At 64.0% G+C, this 16,089-nt stretch carries 21 protein-coding genes and 1 pseudogene; 12 read left to right on the top strand and 10 right to left on the bottom strand.

The annotated features are described in order from the left end of the window. Window positions 1-111: 111 nt before the first annotated feature. Entirely contained in the window at window positions 112-762 is a 651-nt protein-coding gene (gene betI, locus RFM52_RS29390; RefSeq protein WP_320298314.1) for a choline-binding transcriptional repressor BetI, read from the bottom strand. An 81-nt stretch (window positions 763-843) separates the two neighbouring features. On the opposite strand from betI, the gene choX reads away from it, so the two are divergent. Together choX and RFM52_RS29380 are read left to right on the top strand one after the other, a co-directional pair. Continuing rightward, window positions 844-1,782 (top strand): choline ABC transporter substrate-binding protein, encoded by a 939-nt coding sequence (gene choX / locus RFM52_RS29385; protein WP_320298313.1) that lies wholly within the window; start codon window positions 844-846, stop codon window positions 1,780-1,782. Between the two features lie 2 nt (window positions 1,783-1,784). Further along, window positions 1,785-2,615, top strand: coding sequence for an alpha/beta fold hydrolase (locus RFM52_RS29380; RefSeq protein WP_320298312.1), 831 nt, complete (start codon window positions 1,785-1,787; stop codon window positions 2,613-2,615). On the opposite strand, the gene RFM52_RS29375 is transcribed toward RFM52_RS29380, so the two are convergent. Continuing rightward, entirely contained in the window at window positions 2,616-3,374 is a 759-nt protein-coding gene (locus RFM52_RS29375) for an NIPSNAP family protein (RefSeq protein WP_320298311.1), read from the bottom strand. Between the two features lie 235 nt (window positions 3,375-3,609). Between RFM52_RS29375 and RFM52_RS29370 the strand changes: the two genes are divergently transcribed. After that, window positions 3,610-4,245, top strand: coding sequence for a TetR/AcrR family transcriptional regulator (locus RFM52_RS29370; RefSeq protein WP_320298310.1), 636 nt, complete (start codon window positions 3,610-3,612; stop codon window positions 4,243-4,245). Window positions 4,246-4,291: 46 nt separating this feature from the next. On the opposite strand, the gene RFM52_RS29365 is transcribed toward RFM52_RS29370, so the two are convergent. Beyond that, entirely contained in the window at window positions 4,292-4,879 is a 588-nt protein-coding gene (locus RFM52_RS29365; RefSeq protein ID WP_320298309.1) for a hypothetical protein, read from the bottom strand. A gap of 158 nt (window positions 4,880-5,037) precedes the next feature. On the opposite strand from RFM52_RS29365, the gene RFM52_RS29360 reads away from it, so the two are divergent. Next, complete coding sequence (locus RFM52_RS29360) at window positions 5,038-6,168, top strand: metallophosphoesterase (RefSeq protein ID WP_430699302.1); 1,131 nt, start codon at window positions 5,038-5,040, stop codon at window positions 6,166-6,168. A gap of 48 nt (window positions 6,169-6,216) precedes the next feature. Here RFM52_RS29360 and RFM52_RS29355 read toward each other — a convergent pair whose 3' ends face one another. After that, window positions 6,217-6,396 carry a CsbD family protein gene (locus tag RFM52_RS29355; RefSeq protein WP_320298307.1) on the bottom strand — a complete coding sequence of 60 codons (180 nt, stop codon included), beginning with the start codon at window positions 6,394-6,396 and terminating at the stop codon, window positions 6,217-6,219. A gap of 167 nt (window positions 6,397-6,563) precedes the next feature. Here RFM52_RS29355 and RFM52_RS29350 point away from each other — a divergent pair, with 167 nt between their 5' ends. The 6 genes and pseudogenes from RFM52_RS29350 to RFM52_RS29325 form a co-directional block, all read left to right on the top strand. Continuing rightward, entirely contained in the window at window positions 6,564-7,217 is a 654-nt protein-coding gene (locus RFM52_RS29350; RefSeq protein WP_320298306.1) for a glutathione S-transferase family protein, read from the top strand. A gap of 53 nt (window positions 7,218-7,270) precedes the next feature. Further along, complete coding sequence (locus RFM52_RS29345; RefSeq protein ID WP_320298305.1) at window positions 7,271-7,600, top strand: YciI family protein; 330 nt, start codon at window positions 7,271-7,273, stop codon at window positions 7,598-7,600. A gap of 234 nt (window positions 7,601-7,834) precedes the next feature. After that, window positions 7,835-8,242 carry a hypothetical protein gene (locus RFM52_RS29340; RefSeq protein ID WP_320298304.1) on the top strand — a complete coding sequence of 136 codons (408 nt, stop codon included), beginning with the start codon at window positions 7,835-7,837 and terminating at the stop codon, window positions 8,240-8,242. A 3-nt stretch (window positions 8,243-8,245) separates the two neighbouring features. Further along, window positions 8,246-8,398 carry a hypothetical protein gene (locus RFM52_RS29335; RefSeq protein ID WP_320298303.1) on the top strand — a complete coding sequence of 51 codons (153 nt, stop codon included), beginning with the start codon at window positions 8,246-8,248 and terminating at the stop codon, window positions 8,396-8,398. 53 nt (window positions 8,399-8,451) lie between these two features. Beyond that, a complete protein-coding gene (locus RFM52_RS29330) occupies window positions 8,452-8,805 on the top strand; it encodes a YkgJ family cysteine cluster protein (protein ID WP_320298446.1) in 354 nt (117 codons plus the stop codon). 258 nt (window positions 8,806-9,063) lie between these two features. Further along, window positions 9,064-9,285 (top strand): annotated as a pseudogene (locus RFM52_RS29325) (LysE family transporter); the annotation flags it as partial. 66 nt (window positions 9,286-9,351) lie between these two features. On the opposite strand, the gene RFM52_RS29320 reads toward RFM52_RS29325, so the two are convergent. Genes RFM52_RS29320 through RFM52_RS29310 form a run of 3 tightly spaced genes read right to left on the bottom strand, consistent with a single transcriptional unit; the run spans window position 9,352 to window position 11,241 of the window. Then, complete coding sequence (locus RFM52_RS29320) at window positions 9,352-9,738, bottom strand: nuclear transport factor 2 family protein (RefSeq protein WP_320298302.1); 387 nt, start codon at window positions 9,736-9,738, stop codon at window positions 9,352-9,354. A gap of 19 nt (window positions 9,739-9,757) precedes the next feature. Beyond that, window positions 9,758-10,192: an OsmC family protein gene (locus tag RFM52_RS29315; RefSeq protein ID WP_320298301.1), complete on the bottom strand. Its 435-nt coding sequence runs from the start codon at window positions 10,190-10,192 to the stop codon at window positions 9,758-9,760. A gap of 38 nt (window positions 10,193-10,230) precedes the next feature. Beyond that, window positions 10,231-11,241 carry a zinc-dependent alcohol dehydrogenase family protein gene (locus tag RFM52_RS29310; protein WP_320298300.1) on the bottom strand — a complete coding sequence of 337 codons (1,011 nt, stop codon included), beginning with the start codon at window positions 11,239-11,241 and terminating at the stop codon, window positions 10,231-10,233. A 113-nt stretch (window positions 11,242-11,354) separates the two neighbouring features. On the opposite strand from RFM52_RS29310, the gene RFM52_RS29305 reads away from it, so the two are divergent. Continuing rightward, the gene (locus RFM52_RS29305) at window positions 11,355-11,963 is read left to right on the top strand and encodes a TetR/AcrR family transcriptional regulator (protein ID WP_320298299.1); all 609 of its coding nucleotides are present in this window, start codon (window positions 11,355-11,357) and stop codon (window positions 11,961-11,963) included. Window positions 11,964-12,036: 73 nt separating this feature from the next. Here RFM52_RS29305 and groL read toward each other — a convergent pair whose 3' ends face one another. From groL to RFM52_RS29290, 3 genes are all read right to left on the bottom strand, one after another. After that, a complete protein-coding gene (gene groL, locus RFM52_RS29300; protein WP_320298298.1) occupies window positions 12,037-13,692 on the bottom strand; it encodes a chaperonin GroEL in 1,656 nt (551 codons plus the stop codon). A gap of 63 nt (window positions 13,693-13,755) precedes the next feature. Further along, complete coding sequence (gene groES / locus RFM52_RS29295) at window positions 13,756-14,052, bottom strand: co-chaperone GroES (protein WP_073987612.1); 297 nt, start codon at window positions 14,050-14,052, stop codon at window positions 13,756-13,758. 229 nt (window positions 14,053-14,281) lie between these two features. Then, window positions 14,282-15,166: a class I SAM-dependent methyltransferase gene (locus RFM52_RS29290; RefSeq protein ID WP_320327892.1), complete on the bottom strand. Its 885-nt coding sequence runs from the start codon at window positions 15,164-15,166 to the stop codon at window positions 14,282-14,284. Here RFM52_RS29290 and RFM52_RS29285 point away from each other — a divergent pair. Then, the gene (locus RFM52_RS29285; RefSeq protein ID WP_320298296.1) at window positions 15,156-16,007 is read left to right on the top strand and encodes a hypothetical protein; all 852 of its coding nucleotides are present in this window, start codon (window positions 15,156-15,158) and stop codon (window positions 16,005-16,007) included. The genes RFM52_RS29290 and RFM52_RS29285 overlap by 11 nt on opposite strands. Window positions 16,008-16,089 lie beyond the last annotated feature (82 nt).

Raw genomic sequence — 16,089 nt, 5'->3', positions numbered from 1 at the left:
TGCGCCCTCCTCGTTCTCCCCTCGCGGGAGAAGGTGGATCGGCGCGCCGCGCCGAGACGGATGAGGGGTGTTCCAGCGGAGTGAGACGTTGGCTTTCCCTGGAGCCCCCTCTTATCCGGCCGAGGCCAGGCCGACGGGCGTGGGCAGGCGAAGGGCCAGTCGCCCCGCGACGAAATCCTTGACCTGGCGCACCGCCTGCTCGCGCGTGACGCTGCCCGGCTGCAGGCCGAGCCTGAGCCACAGCCCGTCAATCAGCGCCGTGACGCCAAGCACGATCTCGTCGGCCAGTTCGGGCGAAGTGAGGCCGCGCAGGCCGGACAAAAGGTTCGAGCGCATGCGCGCGTGTATGACCTTCTGGATGCGCGCCAGCTTCTCGTCGCGCGGCACCTCGGCGCAGAGCGACAGCCACGCATGGCAGAGCGGCGGCAGGAACAGGTGCTCCTCGAAATTGCCCTCGATCACTGCGTCCAGCCGTTCCATCGGCGTCCGCGCCCGCTCAAGCCGGGCGACCACGGCGTGGCAGAGCACGGCGTTCGCCTCGCGCATGGCGTGCTCGAACAGCTCCTGCTTGTTGCGGAAATAATGCAGCACGATGCCTTTCGAGGCGCCAGCCTGGGCCGCGACCTTTTCCAGCGTCGCGCCGGCGATGCCTTCGCGCTCCAGAACGGCGAACGCCGCCTGCCGCAACTCCTTGCGGCGTATGTCGCTGAGGCGCGTGAGTTTCACCCGACCGATCCATGCATGGCGAATCCATGTTGACATTTTCGTCCGCTCAGATCAACAATTGACCAATGGGACAATAAGTCGACCAAGAGGTCAATTTCGACAATGAGGAGAACCCGAATGTTGCGCATGCTTGCGAATGGCGTCTGTCTCGCGGCCCTGATGCTGGCTTCCCCGGCGGCCTGGGCCGCCGAGGCCGAGAGCTGCAGAGCGGTCCGCATGGCCGAGCCCGGCTGGAACGATCTTGCCTTCACCACGGGCGTGGCCAAGGTGCTGCTCCAGGCGCTCGGCTACGAGCCGCAAAGCGAGGTGCTCGGCATCAACGTCATCTACGAAGGCATGAAGAACAAAGACCTCGACCTGTTCCTCGGCTATTGGGATCCGGCGATGGTCACTTATTACGAGCCCTACAAGAAGGACGGCTCGATCGAGAATGTGCGGGTCAATCTGGTCGGCGCCAAATACACGTTCGCCGTGCCGACCTATGTCTGGGACGCCGGCGTCAAGGACCTGTCCGACCTGCACAAATTCGCCGACAAGTTCGGCAAGAAGATGTACGGCATCGAGCCCGGCTCCAATCAGCTGATGATGGACGCCATTGCCGATCCCAAGTTCGGCCTCAACGGCTGGCAGGTGGTGGAGTCGAGCGAAGCCGGCATGCTCTCGGAGGTTGGCTACGAGATCAAGGAAAAGCAGTTCATCGTCTTCCAGGGTTGGGCGCCGCATCCGATGAACACGATGTACGACTTTAAGTACCTGACCGGCGGCGACAAGTTCTTCGGTCCGAACTTCGGCGCCGCCACCGTGACGACGCAGGTGCGCAAGGGTTTTCTGCAGGAATGCCCGAACGTCGCGCGGTTCCTGAAGAACATCGCCTTCGACATCGACATGGAAAATGTCGGTATGGGCTACCTCATCAATGACGGCATGAAGCCGGAGGACGGGGCGCTGAAGTCGATCACCGCGCACAAGGATCGCCTCGATGCCTGGCTTGCCGGCGTCACCACCTTTGATGGCAAGCCCGGCCTTGCCGCGGTCAAGGAAAAGCTCGGGCTTTGAGATTGACAGCTTTTGAGCTGGCGGATCAGGAGGCCGAGCAGGACGCTTGGGCCGGCCGCAAGGAGATCCTCGATGTCGGCGGTCTCGACCTTGCCTATGTCGAGGTCGCCGGCACGGAGCCGCCGCTGCTCTTGGTGCATGGCTTCACCGACACCAGCCGCAGTTTTTCGCTGCTGGCGCCGCATCTCTCCGGGCGCCGGCTGATCATGCCGGACTTGCGTGGCCATGGAGGTTCGCAGGCGGGCGAGGGCTGCGGCGTCGCCGATTTCGTCGACGACACCGCCGGCTTGATCCGGCGCCTGCGGCTGGACCGACCCGTCGTCGTAGGCCATTCGCTGGGTGGCATGGTGTCGATCGCGCTGGCCGCTCGGTATCCGGAGCTGATCCGCGGGCTGGTGATCATGGCCAGCGCGCTGAAGCCCGATTTCGGATCAAATCACCAGTTGATCGACGGCGTCGCGGCTTTGCGCGATCCGATCTCGCCGTCGGATCCGTTCTACGACTGGTGGCATGCCTGCCAGCCGGGTGTGCCGCGGGCTTTTCTCGCCGGTCTGGCGAAGGACGCCTCGGCGATCCCGGCGGCGCACTGGCGCGCCATTCTCGAGGAAGTCCGCCGCACCGATCTGACCGCCGCGGCGCGGGCCGTGCAGGTCCCGACGCTGATCATCGCCGGCGGGTGCGATCCGCTTTTCGGCGCTGCGCACCAGCAGTCAATGGCAGAGACGATCGCCGGATCGCGTACGGTGTGGGCGCAGGATTGCGGTCACAACCCGCATTGGGAAGACCCGGCCTTTGTCGCCGAGGCAATAGCGGGCATGTTGCCAGCCGCATGACTATCGCAATAGCGATCGGGCGGTAGGCGTCAGCCGCAACGTCTCGTCCGGCTTTGAGGAAAAGGCCTGCATGGTTTCGCGGATCGCCCGCCATGCCGGCGAAGCGGCGAGGGCGGCTTGATGGCCGGCATGGGCATCGACATCGTCGAAGCCGGTGACGATGATGAGGACATTTTCGCCGGCACGTACCGGCAATCGCGGAAACGTATTTTCAGCGTGCTCGCTGACGAAGGCGCCGAGCAGTCGGGCGCCGTTTGCCGCGAGCAGCGGGACCGCCTCCGCCTCGAAGCGCTGGGCGAAGCCGGCCTCGGCGCTTGGTCTTAAATGGTGAATCGAAATCTCAACAAAGCCGGGCAAGCGGCTCCGATCGTTCATAGTTCCGGCCTCGGCGGTTGTCGGCCGGAATAATCCCGACAGGTCGAATTCCGCACCCCGCCAGGCCGGCTTGAGCAACAGCACGTCGTCGGAATCGATCATCGTCGCATTGGCGGCATCCCGGTGCGTGGCCCAGACCGGTCCGCCGTAGAAGGCGCTCAGCGCGTCCTTTCTCGCCTCCATGTCCTCGAAGCCGCGCAGCCAGACGAACATGTCGGGGCGGTCGATATCCCGAAACTGGCCGATGACGGTCGTGCCGGTCGCTTCCTGCGTTTCGACGAACTCGCGATCGAACAGCGCGATCAGCGTTTCGCGCCGCCCGGGCTTCAGCGTGTATTGCCGAAGCTCGACGATGGGTGAGGCAAGGCGGGAAGGTCGGTTCATGGCCAGAATCTCAAAACAGGGTGGTCATCCTGTTTGATAAACAGACCGGTTGCCCGGTTTTGTCAATCTGCTATTTTCTTCCCCTTCTCCCCTTGCGGGAGAAGGTGGATCGGCGCGCAGCGCCGGGACGGATGAGGGGTGTTGGACGGAATGCCGTCATTGCCAAGCTGGAGCACCCCTCATCCGTCGCCTTCGGCGACACCTTCTCCCACAAGGGGAGAAGGTGGAGGCGGCGATGCGTAAAAAACGCACCAACGACCCGGATGGCATGCGCCGCCGCGTGCTCGACGTGGCGGAAGGTTCCTTCCAGGCGCGCGGTTACCACGCCTCGAGCCTCGGCGACCTAATGGCGGCTGCCGGTGTCACCGGCGGTGCGCTGCACCACCATTTCCCGACCAAGAAGGCGCTGGCGCTCGCGGTGATCGAGGAACGGGTGGCGGCCGCGGTCCAGGAAACCTGGATCGACCCGGTGCTGGCGGCGCCCACGGCCCGCCAAGGCGTGCGGGCCGTGTTCGAGGCGGTGGCTGCGGAGCTTGAACAGCAAGGCTATGTGCGCGGCTGCCCGCTCAACAACCTCGCGCATGAATTGTCGCTGGCCGACGATGACTTCCGCTCGGCGCTCGCAAGAATCTTCGCCGGCTGGCGGCAGGCTATCGCCGATAAGATCCGGGCCGACCAGTTGGACGGGGGGGAGGGCGGCACCGATCCCGACCGCTTCGCCGCGCTCGCCGTGGCTGCTTATTCCGGCGCCATGTCTATGGCCAAGACTTCGCAGGATGCTGGGGTATTGCGGGAGTGCTTGAGGGGGTTGGAAGAGCTATCTTCGGGTGGACCGGCAGCAAGGCGACGCCGCAGGGTGTTGCTGCGATAAGCACAGAAAAGTTTGCTGTCCCGCCGACGTGTCCAACTGACCAGATTCACTCCTTCAGCGGCTTGATCGTCTCGAACCCCACTTCGCTCTGCGCGCTGGTCCCCTCGTCGTATCGCCGCGCCAGCACCGCCTGCAGGTCCGGCGAATAGAGCGCGGTGAAGGTATCGATCACGTTGCCCGTATCGCCGGTGATCGTTTCGCCGACCACCAGCACGTTGTATTTGCAGTCGCCGAGCTTGTAGCTGTCCTTGCCCTTGACGGTCAAAGCCAGCGTTTCGGTGCCCTTCGGCGCCTTTTTCGAAGACAACCGCACGAATTCGGTCTTGCTCTTGGCGCCCGCCTTCAGCGGGAACAGCTTCTTCAAGTCGCCAAGCGGGATCATCGACAGCCGCCCGGTCTCGCTGTCGCGAAACACCTCGATCAGCCCGGCATAGAAATACTGCGTCTGCGGCGAGTCCGACTCGTACTTGTTGGCGACCGCGACCATGCCGCCGGGCGCCGGCCGGAACTCGCTGCTTATGCCCGCCTTTTCCAGCACGAAGCCGGCTTTGGCGGATTTGGCGTCTACGCAGTCCGCAGCCTGCGCGGCGCCGGCGAGCATGGCGAACGCCATGCCGGTTGTAACGGTTTTCATGCCTTCCTCCCCTGGATGCATGTTCCGAAGCAATGACAGAGCCCCGCCGCGCTGTCGACCCATGAGCTATTCATGCCTTGGAATGAAACTCTCCAGGGCGCCGGCCGGCCGGGCATTGAACTGGACGAGGCGGTTCGAGGATGCTTAATCGGATGACGATGAATCGCTCTTCGCCCGCAACCGTTTCGCGCCGCACCTTCATCGCTCGGATGGGAGGCCTCGCTGCCGCCTGCGCCCTTCCGCGCGTCGCCTTCGGTCAGACAGGCCGTCGCATCCAGCCGATTGACGCCACCTTCCTCTTCATCGCCGATATCCATGCCTGCCGCATGGCGAGCGGGCTCAGTCCCAACTGCCTGCAGGAGGGCAAGACCGATGCAGCGCTTCTGCGCAATGTCGCGGCCTTGAACGCGATTGCGGACAAGCGGTGGCCGGCCGAGATCGACGGTCTTGCCACCGGCCTGCATTCGGCTGGCACCCGCATCGGCACGCCGCTCGGACTCGTCACCGGCGGCGACATCACCGACGATGGCGGCGGCCAGGTCACCGAACCAAGCGAAGGGACACAGCTTCTGCAGTTCTCCCAGCGTTATCAGGAAGGCGTCGGGCCGGACCGCGTCCACATCCCGGTCTATGTCGGGCTCGGCAATCACGATCTCGACCAGAACGGCTCGCCACCGCATGTCGACTGGTATCGCCGCGAATTGCGCGACTATGTCGAGGTCAACCATCGCCCCGGCGTGTTCTTCAAGCCGCCGGTGCCGGCGACCGAATATGACGTCGATACCGATTGCTATTCCTGGGATTGGGGCGGGCTGCATCTTATCCAGACGCATCGCTTCGCCGGCGACACCGGCCATGGCGCGCCGAGCAGCCTGCCCTGGTTGAAGCAGGACCTCGCCACCTATGCCGGCGACGGTCGTCCGGTCGTCCTGTTCCAGCACTATGGCTGGGACACTTTCTCGACCGAGCGCTGGGACCCGGTGAAACGCACCTATGATGAGGATGGCGCCGGCCGCCCGCACTGGTGGGGCGAGGCCGATCGCCAGGCGCTGCTGGCAGCGATCGAGGGCTACAATGTCATCGCCATCTTCCACGGCCACCAGCACGAAGTGCCGATGATCTACCAGCGCGACGGGCTCGATATCGTCAAGCCGAAGGCGGCCTATATGGGCGGCTTCGCGCTGGCGCGGGTGACTGCCGACAACATGGATGTGGTGCTGGGCGAAGCGGCCGGCGACCATGGCGACATCGTCTTCACCAACGCCTTCGCCAAGCAATTCCAGACATGAAAAGGCCGCCTCGCGGCGGCGTCGATCATCAAGGCAACGGCGTGAGGGTCAGAACGCCTTCTTGACCTTGTCCTTCGCGTCGCCATAGGCCTTCTGCACCTTGCCGGCGATCTTGTCGGCAACGCCTTCGACCTCTGTCCGCCGGTTGCCGGTGGCCTTGCCGGCCGCCTGCTTGACCGAACCCTTCATTTGCTTGGCAAGACCGGCAACCTGATCCCTGTTCACCATGCGCGCATCTCCTGGGTCTGTATGGAAGCTGGATACGGGAGCCGCATCCGGCAGCCAAACGGACGGAGAGACTTTTGGTTCCGCGCAAACCGGCGACGCGACAAGGACTATCGGCTCGAAGGTGAAGCGGCTAGGTTGGCCAGCAACCGCGCATGGGGGAGTCCGTCTTGGCAGAATTCACGCTCTACATCGGCAACAAGTGCTTTTCCTCCTGGTCGTTGCGGCCCTGGGTGGCGATGCGCCACCTGGAAATCCCCTTCGAGGAAGGCTTCGTTCGCCTGCGCACGCCTGAGACCGCCGCCGATCTCGCCAAGGTGTCGCCGACCGGCTTGGTGCCGGTGTTGAACCATAATGGTAGGATCGTCTGGGAAACCTTGGCGATCCTTGAATATCTGGCCGACCTCTATCCGGAAAAGAAGCTGTGGCCGGACGACCTCGGCGCCCGCGCGCTGGCGCGCTCGGTGGCGACCGAGATGCATTCCGGCTTCCGCGAAGTGCGCTATGGCTGGCCGATGAACCTGCGCCGGCCGAAATCCCACAAGCCGCTCGACGCCGAGGGCGAGGCGCAGCGGGCTCGGATCGAAGCGATCTGGCGTCAGTGCCGCGAGCAATATGGTGAAGGCGGCCCGTTCCTGTTCGGTCATTTCACCGCGGCCGATGCCATGTATGCGCCTGTGGTCACGCGCTTCGACACCTATGGCGGCGAGCTGGCGCCCGTCACGCGCGCCTATGTCGACGCGGTGTTGGCGATGAACGCGATGCAGCAGTGGTATGCGGAAGCCGCCAAGGAGCCCTGGCCGGAACCTGGGCCGGACGAATAAGCCATCGAAATAGCGCGACGGCGCCGTGGATATCCGCCCTAAGGGAGGAACTGATGGCTAGCAGTGAAGCACCGCGTGAAGCCAGGGCGTTAAAGATCTTCCATTGCCGGCTGATCCCACCCCGGCCCGATTTCGCCTTCACCATGACCGAGGAGGAAAGGGCGCTGATGGGCCGGCATGCCGACTATTTGCGCGAGAAGCTTCGCGAAGGCATCATGATCATGGCAGGCCCAGTCGCCGATCCTGCCGGTCCCTGGGGGTTGTTGATCCTGCGTGCCGGCAGCGAAGCCGAGGCGAGGGTCGTGACCGATGGCGATCCCGTGTCGAGCTGGGGCCGCGGCTTCCGCTATGAGGTGCTGCCGATGATCAGCGTGATCATGTAAGAAAAACGCCTCTCGCGCTTTTTATGGCGCGGGAGGCGTCTTTTGCCGTCAACCTTTCTCGATTGCTCATGAATTGCTGACGACAGGGGTAAACCGGCAGCCGGCGAAAGGGTTCCTTGCAAGATGAAAAAAATCCGACGTCAATTATGTTGGTAGGATCGGCAGTTCGATGAATTGCCGTATTGCTTTGTGCTCGATCATGGCTGAAGACCGGCGCAAGCAGGGAGAATGCCGATGGCCACCAAACGTGTGCCTCCAATCCAGATAGCCAGCAATGCCACCATCGCCGATCTTGTCGATGGCTTGGACAAGCCGGTCGAATATGTCAGGCGCGTGCTTGAAAGGCTTGAGCGATGCAAGCGCGCCTTTGGCAATGCGCAGGTGCGGATCGCCGTGCTCAGTCGCGCCGAATGTCCGAACTATCTGATCGAATATGTCCGCGAGGATCCCAAGACGCTTCAACGGACCACCCGTCAGGACGCGGCCTATAGCGGCAGCACGCATCGTGAGCTTGGAACGCATCACATAGAGGCGGCCGGGATGTGGTCGCCGGAAGAAATGAACATCACGGCGGTCTCGGCGCTGATCGGCCGCCTGCGTAACCCGAAAGCGCCATCATCGCGCTTTTCCAACGAGGACTGATACATGGCCATAAAATTCGCCCCCAAGGACCAGCCCGCAGGGTCGCCCGCTGCCGCGAAACCGCCCAAGCCTCCGCAGAAGGCGCCTGCCGAGGTTGCGACCGATCTGTTCAAGACGCCGGCCGAGGCACCGGCGCGCAAGACCAGGAAGAAGTAGCAGCCTTGCCGCAAGACCTCGGTCGCACCGCCTCCGGCCCCGCGCTGCTTGACCTGGCCGCTCAAGATGTCGACTCGGTTGCCGTCTTCGATTGCCAGAGCTGCGGCGCTTGTTGTGCTTATGCGGCGGATTGGCCGCGCTTTTCGACCGAGGACGACGACGAGCTCGAGCGTATCCCCGAAGCGCTGGTCGCCGCCGACCTGTCCGGCATTCGCTTCGAAAATGGCCGCTGCGCCGCGCTTCGCGGCGAAGTCGGCAAAGCGACTGCTTGCGGCATCTACGACGCACGCCCACATGTCTGCCGCGCCTGCATGCCGGGCGACCCCGAGTGCCTGACGGCAAGGGCAGCGCACGAGCTGGAACTGCCAATCTCCCCCCTTGTGGGGGTTGAGGAGTGGTCCGCGTAGCGGACGCGAAGCCAATTGCTTGGCTTTGCGAACGACGAAAGCCCGGCAGGGCAGAGGGGGGGTGCTGTCCCGCCGACGTCTCAGCCGAATTTCTCTCGCACTCAGGAATAGCTTTCGATTTGAACACCTGAGAGGTTGGCGTTCCTTCGCGCTCCCCTCTGGCCTGCCGGCCATCTCCCCCACAAGGGGAAATCACGCACTCCCCCGCTTGCCGCCGCCCCGGTACCTTCCCGCCGGGCAGGGCTGCGGAGGAAATCCATGAGCATTGAATTCCTGTTGACGTCGCTGATCATCGTCGCTTCGCCCGGCACCGGCGTCCTCTACACGCTGAGCGCCGGCCTCTCGCGTGGCGCGCGCGCCTCGATTGTCGCCGCTTTCGCCTGCACGCTGGGCATCATCCCGCATATGGCGGCCGCCGTCACCGGCCTCGCCGGCGTGCTGCACACCAGCGCCGCCGCCTTCGAGACGCTGAAATATCTGGCGGGGGGATTCCGGGCTGGGCCTGAGCGCGGCTTCCGCGTCAGGCCCTATCCTTTCGCATAGCCCCTATCCCTTTACATAACCCATCGCCTCGACGATCCGCCCATCGGCGACGCGCATCAGGTTGACGCCGCGCAGCGACCTGCCGTCGGCCATCCAGAAGCGCCAGCGGATCGTGGCGCGGTCGCCGGCCACATATGTTTCTTCGATGTCGAAGCGTGTGCCGGGTCCGGTGGCGATCGCCGACCACAATTCAACGCAGGCCGCTTTGCCTTTGCGGCGGGCGCCGTCCGGCGCCGGCGTGGTGTTTTCGATCACGCAGCCTTCCGCCACGAGGTCGTCCAGTGCGGACGGGTCGTGATGCTGGAAGACGTCGTTGTAGCGCCGCATGATTTCCGCCGTTTCGGCGGAGCGCTTGGCCATGGCGATGTCGATGATCGATTCCTGGGTCATTGGATATTCTCCTGTCGTTTCACTGGGCTGTGAGGCTCGCCTTGAGCGTGATTGAGGCGACGCCCGCCAGTGCCCTTGAGACGAGACAGGCCGCCTTGGCCTTTTGCGCCAGCCGTTCGAAGTCCTCGGCCAAGATGCCGGGGACGCTCGCCTCGGTTTCGAGCTCGATGCGGGTGATCGTCGGTCCGGCCGTGGTGACGCCGAGATGCACCTTCGCGACGGTGTGGATGCTATTCGCCGTGTGGCCCTCGCCGCCGAGTATGGCGGTCAGCGCCATCGAGAAGCAGCCGGCATGGGCGGCCGCGATCAGTTCTTCCGGATTGGTGCCCGGGCCGTTCTCGAAGCGGGACGGGAACGAGTAGGCGCCTTCGAACACGCCGCTGCCCAGCCGCAGCCGGCCGGATCCTTGCTTGAGCGTCCCCTGCCATTCGGCCGAGGCTTCACGAACTGTCATGGCTGATCTCCTCTCTGTTTTGCGGGAAGGTGTGGCGGTTACGCACCGTCGATGACGACCTTGCCGAAGACGTCGCCCTGCTGGAAATGACGGTAGGCCTCGCGCGCCTCCGTGAACGGGAAGACCTTGTCGATGACCGGCTTCAGCCGGTGCGTGGCGACGGCCGCAAGCATTGCTTCCAGCCCGTTGCGGCTGCCGACGAACAGTCGGCCGATTGTGACGAGGCTGCGCTGGTAGACGGCACCCGGGATTTCGACCGATTTGCCCTCCTGATCCTGTACGGTGAGCAGCACGATGCGCCCGTAAAGCGCGCTGGCGATCAGCGATTGCTGAAAGGTCGCCGGTCCGCCGGTCTCGACGACCAGGTCGATGCCGCCGGTCGCCTCGCGCAGCTTCACGCCCCATTCTGGCGTTTCGGCTGCCGCGAAGACCAGATCTGCGCCGACCGCGCGCAGCCTGTCGGCCTTCTCGGCGCGCGAGGTGACGGCGGCGACGCGACAACCCATGAGCTTGGCGAACTGCAGCGCAAACAGCGCGACACCGCCTGAGCCGATGACGAGAACCCATTGTCCCGGCTTTGGAATTTCGGCGCCCGTCAGTGCGCTCCAGGCGGTCAGCCCGGCGCAGGTGAAGGTCGCCGCCTCTCGCCAGGAGAGATGGTCGGGCAACCGCACGGCCCATTGCTCGTCAAGCAGCGCATATTCGCAAAGCATGCCGTCCAGCGTGCAGCCGAGCTGGTCGACGATGCCCGGATGCATGCGGCCGTCGATCCAGCGCGCGAAATAGCTGCCGGTCACACGGTCGCCGACGGCAAAGCGCGTTACGGCATCGCCAACCGCCACCACCTCACCGGCGCCGTCGCTCAGCGGCACGACGCCGTCGCGTGGCGTCAGCGGATAGCTGCCGTTGAGGATCATCGTGTCGCGCCGGTTCAGCGACGTGGCGTGCACCCGCATAACGATCTGACGCGGACCTGGCCGCGGCACCGCCTCCTCGCGCAGCACCAGTTTGTCGGTGCCGCCTCGCTCCACGAGCCGATAGGTTTGCATTGTTGCCTCCGAAATATGTAGACCGATTTACATATTATGTAGACCGATTGTCATATTGGGGGCAAGCCCTATAATGTGCATTCCTGACAGAGGTTGACATTCGAGAGGTCGACGTGGCGACGGACACACGCACCCGCATGATCGAGGCGACGGCGCGGCTCATCCGGCAGCGTGGCTATCACGGCACGTCGCTGAACGACATCTTGAGCGCCAGCGCAGCACCCCGTGGCTCGCTCTATTTCCATTTTCCGGGTGGCAAGGACCAGCTGGTCGTCGAGGTGACGCGCGCCAGCGTCGCCGACGTGACGGAGCGGCTGGGCGCGGCGCTTTTGGAGGAAAGCGATCCCGCCGTTGCCGTGCACCACATCTACCAGTCGGTGGCCCGCATGCTGGAGGACAACGAATTCTCGCTCGGCTGTCCGGTTGCGCCGGTCGTGCTCGACGCACCGAATGATGTTCCGGACTTGGTTGAAATCTGCCGCTCGGCTTTCGAGCAATGGATCGGCCTGCTGCGCCAGGCATTCGTCAGGGCAGGGGTGCCGGAGCGGCGCGCGCAGGCGCTGGCGCTGCTGGTCGAATCTTCGCTGGAAGGCCTGATGGTGATCGCCCGCGCCACCCGCGACCGCGCGCCGCTGCAGGCGGTGGCCGACGAGGTCGCGGCGCTGGTCGAGCAGGCGGTGCTTGCTGGCAAAGTGGCGCAGCAGGCGGAGAGCGTCGCCTGAGGACTCGGATCTCCAGACGCAAACAAAAAGGGCGCCTCTCGGCGCCCTTTCCGTATCAGCTTGGTAGCTTGGATTAGAAATCCATGCCGCCCATGCCGCCCATGCCGCCGCCGCCCATGCCGCCAGGCATGCCGCCGCCAGCCGACTCCTTCTTCGGAGCTTCGGCGATCATGGCTTCGGTGGTGACCAGCAGGCCGGCGACAGAGGCCGCGTCCTGGAGAGCCGTGCGCACGACCTTGACCGGGTCGACGATGCCCATGGCGATCATGTCGCCATACTCGCCGGTCTGGGCGTTGAAGCCGAAGGTCGCGCCCTTGTTCTCGAGGATCTTGCCGGCAACGATCGAGGCTTCCGCACCGGCGTTCGCCGCGATCTGGCGGGCCGGGGACTGCAGCGCACGACGCACGATGTTGATGCCGGCAGCCTGGTCGGAGTTGGCGCCGGTGGCCTTGACGTTGGCCGAAGCGCGCAGCAGGGCAACGCCACCGCCGGCGACGATGCCTTCTTCCACGGCCGCGCGGGTCGCGTTCAGGGCGTCGTCAACGCGGTCCTTCTTTTCCTTGACTTCCACTTCGGTCGCACCGCCGACGCGGATCACGGCAACGCCGCCGGCGAGCTTCGCCAGACGTTCCTGCAGCTTCTCCTTGTCGTAGTCCGAGGTGGTCTCCTCGATCTGCTGCTTGATCTGGGCGACGCGGCCCTGGATCTCGGCCTTCTTGCCGGCGCCGTCGACGATGGTGGTGTTCTCCTTGGAGATCGACACCTTCTTGGCGCGGCCGAGCATGTTGAGGCCGACATTCTCGAGCTTGATGCCGAGGTCTTCCGAGATGACCTGGCCACCGGTGAGGATGGCGATGTCTTCCAGCATGGCCTTGCGGCGGTCACCGAAGCCCGGAGCCTTGACGGCGGCGATCTTCAGGCCACCGCGCAGCTTGTTGACGACCAGCGTGGCCAGAGCCTCGCCTTCGACGTCTTCCGAGATGATGAGGAGCGGCTTCGAGGTCTGAACGACGGCTTCCAGGACCGGCAGCATGGCCTGCAGGTTGGAGAGCTTCTTCTCGTGCAGCAGGATGTAGGCGTCTTCCAGATCGGCGACCATCTTGTCGGCGTTGGTGACGAAGTAGGGCGAGAGGTAGCCGCGGTCGAACTGCATGCCTTCGACGACTTCCAGCTCGGTCTCGGCGGTCTTGGCTTCCTCGACGGTGATGACGCCCTCGTTGCCGACCTTCTGCATCGCTTCCGCGATCATCTTGCCGACCGACTCGTCGCCATTGGCCGAGATCGTGCCGACCTGGGCGACTTCCTCGGAGGTCTTGATCTTCTTGGCAGCCTTGCCGAGAGCGACGACGACTTCGGCGACGGCGAGATCGATGCCGCGCTTGAGGTCCATCGGGTTCATGCCGGCGGCAACGGCCTTGTTGCCTTCCTGCACGATCGCCTGGGCGAGTACGGTCGCGGTGGTCGTGCCGTCGCCGGCGATGTCGTTGGTCTTCGAAGCGACTTCGCGGACCATCTGCGCGCCCATGTTCTCGAACTTGTCCTCAAGCTCGATTTCCTTGGCGACGGTGACGCCGTCCTTGGTGATGCGCGGGGCGCCGAACGACTTGTCGATGACGACGTTGCGGCCCTTGGGGCCGAGCGTGACCTTCACCGCGTCGGCGAGGATGTTGACGCCGCGCAGCATGCGCTCACGAGCATCGCGGGAGAATTTTACGTCTTTTGCAGCCATTGTTTAGCTCCTGACAGGGACTCGGGAAGAGCCCGAAAATTCAGTTGATGGAGAGGCCGATGATCAGCCGATGATGCCCATGATGTCGGATTCCTTCATGATCAGAAGGTCTTCGCCATTGAGCTTGACTTCAGTGCCCGACCACTTGCCGAACAGGATGCGGTCGCCGGCCTTGACGTCCAGCGGCACGAGCTTGCCGTTTTCGTCGCGAGCGCCGGAGCCGACGGCGATGATCTCGCCTTCCTGCGGCTTCTCCTTCGCCGTATCCGGGATGATGATCCCGCCGGCGGTCTTGGATTCGGATTCAACCCGGCGAACGACCACGCGGTCATGAAGCGGGCGGAACTTGGACTTTGCCATGTTTTCTTCCTCGAATGAGAACGGTGAGAACTGTTCCTCCATCCGGCGAGGCCGCCGGACATCGGTTAGCACTCACTAAAGGCGAGTGCTAACGTGGCGCTGAGATAGGCTGGCGTCTTGCCGGAGTCAAGGCGCGCGCAAGAGGCAAGCGGCGCGAAATTTTTCTCGCGTGGAACGCCAGCCCGAAAAGCGACGGGTGTCGCGAGGCGCCGACGAGCAATCTCATCCGTTAGTCCCGGCGCTTCGGCGACCGCAGCGCCAGCAACGGGCAGCGTTCGGCGAGCCCGTATGTGCCGGTCGAGGCAATGCCGACATCGCTGAAATACGCCTCGGCCTCTTGGACAAGAGCCGCCACCGGCGCGAAACTGTAGATGGCCGGCGAGTTCCGGTAGACGTCGATGGTTCCGATGACGGGCAGTTCCCAGCCGGTTCGAGCCGAGAGCTCCTCACGGTCAGGAAACATCCTGTCGAATTGTTCGAGGATTCTCCTCACCGGCATGATGTAGTCGGGCGCGGCGCCGATTGCGGTCATCGCCACGCGCCATTTGAGCTCGTGGAAGGTCGCGACGCCGCCGCTCAGCGCCAGGGCGCGGACATCCTTCGGGTCGTCAGGGGTTTCGGGGGAAACATAAAGCCTGATGCCGGCGCGCCCGTCGTCTTTCAGCGCACGCGCGATCGACGCAAACAGTGCACGCCTGAACTCGGCGGCGCCGATGACCGAGAGACATCCATCGCCGATCAGCGCATCGACGCTTGCGCCGGGAAATGGCAGGTCGAACCAATCGCCTTGCACCGCCTTGCGCGTATCGGTATCGCCTGGCCAGATGCCGGCGATCATGTCGGCGGACTCGTCGACCGCCGTCATCCTGGCGCCAAGCCCGGCGAGCTCGGGCGTCACGCCGAACATCACGACATGCGACCGGGCGAGCTCGAGCTCACGGTCGTAGGTTTCGACCACCTCCGCCGGCGGCCGCAGAGGTGAGCCGAGCAGCTGCCAATGTTTGCGAATTGCATTCCAATGCTCCGTCATGCAAATCCCACCCCGGCAACGCGTTGTATTCGACCGAATAATCGACGACGCTTGATAAGCCAAGGGGGCGGGCATGGCGCGCATCGCGGTGATCACGCATGAGTTTGACGGGTTTGAACGACGTCGCGGGCCGTTGCTGCGCCGCGACAGCCCGTACATGCTCTTCGATCTGCTGGAGGAGTTGAAGCGCCGGGGGCATTCCGTGCGCGTTCTTACGGGCACTTCGGCCAAGCCGGAGGCCGATATCGCGGTACTGCATGTCGACGCGACTGTTACGCCACCTGAATATGTCGAATACGCGCGCACCTTTCCCTTCTGCCTCAACATCGCCGCCGCCGACATCTCGAAGCGACGCGTCAGCGGCGCGGTGATCGATAGGGACCACGGCTGGCGAGGCCCTGTCATCGTCAAGAGCAGCCTCAACAATCTGGGTACGCGAGAACAGACGCTCAACCGGAGATCGCGGCGCGCCGGCAGGCCGGAGCCATTTCCCGATGCCAAGCTGCTTGATCGCTACAGCATCCACAGCTCGCTTGCGGATGTTCCGCCGGCGGTGTTCGATCGCAAGGACCTCGTGGTGGAAAAGTTCGTTCCCGAGCTCGAGCCGGACGGCTTCGGCGCCCGCTTCTGGCTGTTCTGCGGAGAACGCGAGCGTTGTACCCGGCATGTGTCGCCGCAAAACCTGGTCAAAGGCGAAGATACGATCCGACGAGAGCCGGTTCCGGTTCCCGACGAGCTTCGTGCGCTGCGGCGCGAGCTCGGCTTCGACTACGGCAAATTCGATTTCGTCATGCATGAAGGCAAGGCCTTTCTGCTTGACGCCAACAAGACGCCCGGCCGCGTCCGCAACCTGTCCGCCTTCCTCGCCGCCGGCAATGCCAATCTTGCCGACGGGTTCGAGGGGCTGATCCGCCAACACGCCTAAAGCATGTCTCTCGAAAGTGGGCCCGGTTTCGGGACAAAGACATGCTTAAAATCAAAAACTTAAAGCAGGTCGCGTGAATTCT

The organism is Mesorhizobium humile (assembly GCF_033977215.1).
Taxonomy (GTDB): domain Bacteria; phylum Pseudomonadota; class Alphaproteobacteria; order Rhizobiales; family Rhizobiaceae; genus Mesorhizobium; species Mesorhizobium humile.
This window is presented reverse-complemented; position numbering and strand designations above follow the sequence as displayed.